Source organism: Compostibacillus humi (assembly GCF_014637175.1).
Classification (GTDB): Bacteria; Bacillota; Bacilli; order Bacillales; family Amphibacillaceae; genus Oceanobacillus; species Oceanobacillus humi.
In genome coordinates, this window is sequence record NZ_BMEV01000121.1 from 1 (window position 1) to 3,284 (window position 3,284).

General features: G+C 35.7%; 3 protein-coding genes. All 3 read left to right on the top strand.

Annotated features, from left to right (window positions below; all coding sequences use genetic code 11):
• The first annotated feature begins 361 nt into the window (after positions 1-361).
• The 3 genes from IEV18_RS16545 to IEV18_RS16555 all read left to right on the top strand — a co-directional run bounded on the left by IEV18_RS16545 (position 362) and on the right by IEV18_RS16555 (position 3,015).
• A complete protein-coding gene (locus tag IEV18_RS16545; protein ID WP_188393461.1) occupies positions 362-1,060 on the top strand; it encodes a response regulator transcription factor in 699 nt (232 codons plus the stop codon).
• Positions 1,053-2,450: a sensor histidine kinase gene (locus IEV18_RS16550; protein WP_188393462.1), complete on the top strand. Its 1,398-nt coding sequence runs from the start codon at positions 1,053-1,055 to the stop codon at positions 2,448-2,450. The genes IEV18_RS16545 and IEV18_RS16550 overlap by 8 nt, the downstream gene beginning before the upstream one ends.
• 106 nt (positions 2,451-2,556) lie before the next feature.
• Positions 2,557-3,015 carry a hypothetical protein gene (locus tag IEV18_RS16555; RefSeq protein WP_188393463.1) on the top strand — a complete coding sequence of 153 codons (459 nt, stop codon included), beginning with the start codon at positions 2,557-2,559 and terminating at the stop codon, positions 3,013-3,015.
• Positions 3,016-3,284 lie beyond the last annotated feature (269 nt).

A 3,284-nucleotide genomic window follows, 5' to 3' on the forward strand; every position in this document is an offset into this window, starting at 1 on the left:
TGCCTATGTAAAATTCAAAAAATTTTAAGCACAAATCCACGAAAAGATTGATATCATAGGAAATACATTTTATTAAAAAGTGAATTTGTGCCTATTTACTGTCGAACTCGGGTTTAGAGTAAGTACTGTTACTGATTGGGAATGGGAATTTTAAGTCGTATCTTATCAGCATTTTATTCTTTTAGAATCTTTATTTATGATTTTTTGCCCATAAAATAGAAACGGTGAACCTTACATATTGGAGAGATTGGAGCTTTATCTGGGAATTTTTACTATAGGACAAGGAACCTTTCTCTTCACAATTATTATTAACATTTTGTTCATATTATTGCGAGATAATAGTTAAGAGGAGAGTGATGACATGAAGCGTCCAATAAAAATTTTAATTATTGAAGACGATTCAAATATTGTAGAATTAATCCAGCTGTATATGGATAAAGTTGGATATTTCCATATTTCTGCTTCTGATGGGGAAGAAGGGTTGGAACTTTTTTTAACGGAATCCCCTGATTGTATCATTCTCGATATTATGCTGCCTAAAATGAATGGCTGGGAAGTTTGTAAAGCAATTCGTTTGGAAGATAAACAGGTTCCTATCATTATGCTGACCGGCAAAGGGGAAACGTATGATGTAATTAAAGGATTGGATATCGGAGCGGATGACTATATAGTTAAACCATTTGATCCGAACGAATTAATAGCCCGTGTAAAATCAGTACTGCGACGTACGATCTTATCAGAAAGCGAAAAGGATAAACTTCAATTTGACAATATCGTTATTCATATGAAGGAATATCGTGTCTTAATCAATAACGAAGAAGTCCCGATGGCACCGAAAGAAATGGAATTGTTTTATTACTTAGCAATGAATCCGAACCAGGTTCTGACTAGACAACAGTTATTGGACCGAGTATGGGGATATGAGTTTAATGGAGACCCTCGTACCGTTGATGTCCATATTAAGCGTATTCGGGACAAGCTTGCTGCACATCAAACGAATTGGTCAGTTGTGACTATTCGAGGAGTAGGGTATCGGTTTGAGGAGAATTTAAATGTTTAAGAAGAACTCTATTTTTATTAGAATGTTTTTCAGCTATTCGTTCATTATTATTCTTTCATTTTTATTATTTATTGGTGTCTTTTTTTATTTATTTCATTTGAATCTTTATAAAGAATTTGAAGATATTTTTCATCATCAATATCTACAGGTTGAAAAGCAGCTGCAGAATCAGAGGAAATTTAATTGGAGCGATAGCGAAACAGCGGAAATATTAAGTCATTCTCTTAATCAGCCAGGCTATCACGTCTATATTGTTGATGAAACGGGCAAGCAAATATTTGGACCGGACACAAATCAAGAGTCTCCTGTTATTCCAATATCAGATGATATTCTAAGCCAGGTCCAATCAGGAAAGCTCTTGTCTAAAGGAGGTTTTGAGAACGGAGAGCTTCGATATACGATTGCAACAATGCTCACCACGAGTATAAATGAAGTAGAACAGCCGATCATGGTCATGGTTTTTAATAAATTAAACCATGAATATCAGCGTGTCATTTGGATGATTCTATTTACATTCTTCATTGCAATCGTGTTTGCGGGGATTATTTTATGGTTTATGTCAAAGAGGATCACTGCTCCATTAAGAGAAATGAGTGAGATTGCAAGGCACTATGCGAAAGGTGACTTTTCAAAGTCCGTTCACTATCAATTGAATGATGAAATTGGCCAATTAGCGAAATCTTTTACTCATATGGCACATGAACTAAATAATTTAGAAACGATGCGAAGGCAATATATTTCCAATGTTTCCCATGAATTACGCTCCCCATTAACATCCATAAAGGGATTTATCATTGCATTAATGGATGGAACAATCCCGCCGAATAAACAAGAGCATTATTATCGTTTAATGCGAGATGAGACAGAACGGATGATTAAACTTGTAAACGATACATTGAATATGAATCAACTGGAAGAAGGTCATTATAAAATTTTGCGAACAAATTATAATTTAACGGATCAAGTTAAAACAATTATTCATAAGCTGGAACCCCATTGTAAAGAAAAACAGCTGGAGATTCGTTTACATGCAGATCAGGATTATCATGTCAATGCTGATAAAGAGCGGATAGAGCAAGTATTTGTGAATCTTATACGCAATGCCATTCAGTTTTCAAATATGCATTCGTATATTGATATCACCCTTACTCGAGAGGAGCAAGATGTCAAGGTGATGATACAAGATTATGGAATTGGGATAGAAGAAAAGCACTTAGATTTAATTTGGAGGAGATTCTATAAAGTGGATGAGGCGCGTTCCATTAAATCAGGGGCCGGACTTGGATTAGCAATTGTTAAATCTATTTTGGACCTGCACGAAACGGAAGTGAATGTCTATTCAAAACCCGGTGAAGGGACCATTTTTTCTTTTAAGCTCCCAGTAGCTTGAGCTGGGAGCTTAAGTATTCGAAAGAATGTTTGTTAACATATTGTTCATATTCGATTGTTATGATAGACGGGCAGTGCAGCAGATAAAGAGGAAAGGGGTGTAAATAGTGTATTATCTAAGCTATATGCTTCATATTGCAGGTATAGCAATATGGCTAGGTTCTTTCCTGGCGCTCGGCTATCTATTAAAGAGTTTAGTGAAAGATGAAAGAAAATTGGCGGACTTTGCTCCCGTTATAAAGCGAATTCAGAAGTGGGTAATGATGGGTGTTCTACCAAGTTTAGTGCTAATTCTTTTATCAGGAGTGTACATGATTCTCCAATTTAGCCGAGATTCGATGCCGCTCTATCTAACCATCATGGAGCAGGGTGGAACAATAATCATTTTGTTAACAATTATTTTGGTATCTATGTACAGTGTGAGGTTAACTAAAAAGCTGCAAGGGATCCCATTAAAGAAAGAAAAAACACTTGTTGAGCTCACTAATGTTTATTCAAACTTTCTGCTAGTTTCTACTTTACTGGGAATCGGAATTATTATTGTTGTTGGCTTGCGGCTGGTTTAATTATAATACAACATGAATTATAAATTAGAGGTGAAATAATGTTTCTTGCAATAAGAGAATTTAAATATGCAAAATTGCGGTTTATCATGATTGGTAAAGTGGACCCCATCGTCAAGACAACTTTTTTATAAATTTAAGGTGCATTGAGTTTTGCTCCTTCCCATCTTGCCAACCAAGCCTTTCATGTGGCAGGTTCTGTCAAGGGCGTATTCTCCCTTGACAGGTTCTGTCGCATGAAAGATAATTTCTCAAAGATGGGAAGGGCAATG